Genomic DNA, 3,688 nt, shown 5'->3' with positions numbered 1-3,688 from the left:
TATTAAGAAATTTTAATGCATAAGAAATCGCTAGAAAACAGGCGATTTTTGGCAAAAATTAAGGTATGTTCACATTTTTAAAACCATTGTAACTTGTTATCTTGCGTTAAATGACGTACACTATACAATTGATATGCGTCTCATTAAAATGCTCGGCGCGTAGGTAGATGTTCTGGTCGAAATTTGAGCATATTTATCAAATTTTGACGGCAATTTATCCTAAAAATTCACCAAAAATGGCGAAAATTATGACAAACAGTAAAAATACGGTGGCATATCAAAACACCGAATTAGCAGCAGATGGCGCAGCTTATATTGAAGCGCTGTATGAGCAGTACTTAGAAGACAGCAGCAGCGTGAGCGAAGAATGGCAGCAGTATTTTGCTGACTATCGCGCCGACAGCGACGCACCACACAACGCGATCAAAGAGCAGTATTTGCTACTTGCACGCAACCAAACAAACGCCCGTCCTGGTCAAGCTCAAGGCGACAACACTGACTGCGACCCTAAACAAATGGCAGTTCAGCAGCTGATCTCTGCTTATCGTCGCCGTGGTCATCGTAAAGCTCAGCTTGACCCATTGGCACTGAAGCAGCGCGCACCTGTTGAAGATTTGACTTTGGCATATCACGGTCTTTCGGAAGCGGATCTTGACACGACTTTCCCAACCAATGACCTTGCCATCGGTAAATCTGAAGCGACCCTACGCGAGATTATTGAGATTCTAGAGCGTGTGTATTGTGGTAGCATTGGCTATGAATACATGCACGTATTTACTGCGACTGAGAAACGTTGGTTCGAAAATTACATCGAATCAAACCACGGTCATATTCGCTTTGATAAAGACAAAAAACTAGAAATCTTCGACCGCCTAACCGCTGCTGAAGGTCTAGAAAAATACCTTGCACGTAAATATACCGGTGTGAAGCGTTTCGGTTTAGAAGGCGGTGAAAGCTTCATTCCTGCTGTGCACGAGATGATTCAGCGTGTTGGTGGCTATGGCGCCAAAGAAGTTGTTATCGGCATGGCACACCGTGGTCGTTTAAACCTACTTGTGAACATCATGGGTAAGAACCCATCTGTGCTGTTTGATGAATTTGACGGTAAGATTCAGCCTACCGTTGGCTCTGGTGACGTAAAATACCACAATGGCTTTAGCTCGAACGTCCTTACCAAAGGCGGCGAACTGCACTTGGCATTGGCGTATAACCCATCGCATCTAGAGATCGTCTCTCCAGTGATGCTGGGCTCTGTGCGCGCTCGTCAAGCCCGTCGTTCCGAAGAATACGGCTACGACATCGATAACAGCACGGTGATGCCAATCGTGGTACACGGCGATGCTGCTTTTGCTGGTCAAGGTGTTAACCAAGAAACTTTCCAAATGTCACAAACCCGTGCCTACAAGACAGGTGGTACACTGCATGTTGTGATTAATAACCAAGTTGGCTTCACCACATCTCGTCCAGAAGACGCGCGTTCTACTGAGTACTGTACTGACGTGGCGAAAATGGTTCATGCACCTGTCATCCATGTTAATGGCGACGACCCTGAAGCGGTGGTATTTGCTTCTCAGCTATTGGTGGATTATCGCCAAGAATTTGGCCGTGACATCGTGCTTGACATCGTCTGCTACCGCCGTAACGGCCACAACGAATCAGACGAGCCGTCAGCCACTCAGCCATTGATGTATCAAATCATCAAAAAACTACCAACCACTCGCACCAGATATGCTGAGCAGTTGGCAAAAGAAAACGTACTGACCAAAGAAGAGTCAGCACAAATCGAAGATAACTACCGCGTGGCACTTGACAACGGTCAAGACGTAGCCCAAGGTCTGGCGACAGAGCCTGATACTAGCCTATTCGTTGACTGGACGCCTTATGTGGGTCACAAGCTAGAAGACGACTGGGAAACTGGCGTTGATATCGACAAGCTAAAATCTTATGGTCAAGCCATGGCAAAAGTGCCAGAAGGCTTTGAATTACAGCGTCAGGTCGCCAAAGTTCTAGAACAACGTCTTGCCATGCAGACAGGCGAAGAGCCACTAAACTGGGGCGCTGCTGAGACATTGGCATATGCATCGTTGGTTGATGAAGGTCTGCTTGTGCGTATCACAGGTGAAGACGTGGGTCGTGGTACATTCTCGCACCGTCATTCTGAGCTATATAACCAAAAAGACGGCAGCATGTATATCCCGCTTCAGCACATCCGCGAAGGTCAAGCACGTTTTGCTACCTATAACTCGCTACTGTCAGAAGAGGCGGTACTTGCCTTTGAATACGGCTATGCGACCACAGTGCCAAATGCGCTGATCGTATGGGAAGCGCAGTTTGGTGACTTTGCTAACGGCGCGCAGGTTGTGATTGACCAGTTCATCGCAAGTGGTGAGACCAAGTGGCAGCGTCTGGCTGGTCTGACCATGCTATTGCCGCACGGCTTTGAAGGTCAAGGTCCTGAGCACTCATCAGCACGTCTGGAGCGTTATTTGCAGCTGTGTGCCGAAGACAACATGCAAGTGATCACACCAACCACACCAGCACAGATTTTCCACGCACTACGTCGTCAGGTTATCCGTCCTGCGCGTAAGCCATTGATCGTGATGTCGCCTAAGTCATTGCTTCGTCATCCACTTGCGACATCGACGCTTGATGAGCTTGCAAATGGTAAGTTTGAAACTGTACTGCCAGAGATCGACGCATTAGACAACAGCAAGGTAACTCGCCTTGTGCTATGTGGCGGCAAGGTGTACTACGAGCTGCTAGATCAGCGCCGTAAACTGGGTCTAGACCACGTGGCGATCGTACGTATCGAACAGCTATACCCGCTACCAGAAGCGCGCATCTTGGCAGAGTTCGCGAAATATCCGAACCTAGCTGATGTCGTATGGGCGCAAGAAGAGCCATTAAACCAAGGCGCTTGGTACTATCTACTACCTGAGATGTATCGCATCATGGCGACTCAGTCGGCTAACTTGGCAGCGCCTGCAGCACGTCCTGCAGCGGCAGCACCTGCGACTGGCTCTCCGAAGATCCACAACGCTCAGCAGCAAGCACTAATCGCTGATGCGCTAGGCGTGACAGTAGAACAATTGCAATAATTCATCAGCCAAACTGACCGAAGGCGGTCGGTTTGGCATTATTTATGATTTTTATATTAAAATTTGACATAAACGTAGGAGTTTATCATGGCTGAAATTAAAGCCCCAGTATTCCCAGAGTCGGTACAAGACGGCACCATCGTAGAATGGCACGTTGCCGAAGGCGAGCAAGTATCACGTGACCAACTGCTTGCAGAAATCGAGACTGATAAAGTTGTTCTAGAAGTTGTTGCACCTGATGATGGCGTTGTAACCAGCATCTTAAAAGGCGTGGATGACACTGTACTATCTGCTGAAGTTATCGCACAATTCGAAGCGGGTGCAACTGCTGAGCCTAAAGCAGGCAATGCAGAAGAGTTATCAAAAGAAGAAGCTGACAAAGGCACTACCATCGATCCTGCTAGCGTTGCTGCACCAGTACAGCCAAAAGGCGCTGAAGGCGACTTTAAAGATCAAAGCCCAGCCGTTCGTAAAGCTGCTAAAGAAACTGGAGTAAACCCTGCTGATGTAGAAGGCAGTGGTCGTGGCGGTCGTGTGACTAAGTCTGACATGATTAACCCAACGCTAAAAACTACTTCTGGCAGCGTTAT

At 48.1% G+C, this 3,688-nt stretch carries 2 protein-coding genes; both read left to right on the top strand.

The features are described 5' to 3' along the window. Positions 1-248: 248 nt before the first annotated feature. The gene (locus GY683_RS05480; protein ID WP_297287788.1) at positions 249-3,098 is read left to right on the top strand and encodes a 2-oxoglutarate dehydrogenase E1 component; all 2,850 of its coding nucleotides are present in this window, start codon (positions 249-251) and stop codon (positions 3,096-3,098) included. Between the two features lie 87 nt (positions 3,099-3,185). After that, positions 3,186-3,688: biotin/lipoyl-containing protein (locus tag GY683_RS05475; protein ID WP_297287787.1), on the top strand; the 503-nt coding region annotated here is incomplete at its 3' end.

Origin of the sequence: Moraxella sp. (assembly GCF_024227015.1) — a bacterium.
Classification (GTDB): Bacteria; Pseudomonadota; Gammaproteobacteria; order Pseudomonadales; family Moraxellaceae; genus Moraxella.
This window is presented reverse-complemented; position numbering and strand designations above follow the sequence as displayed.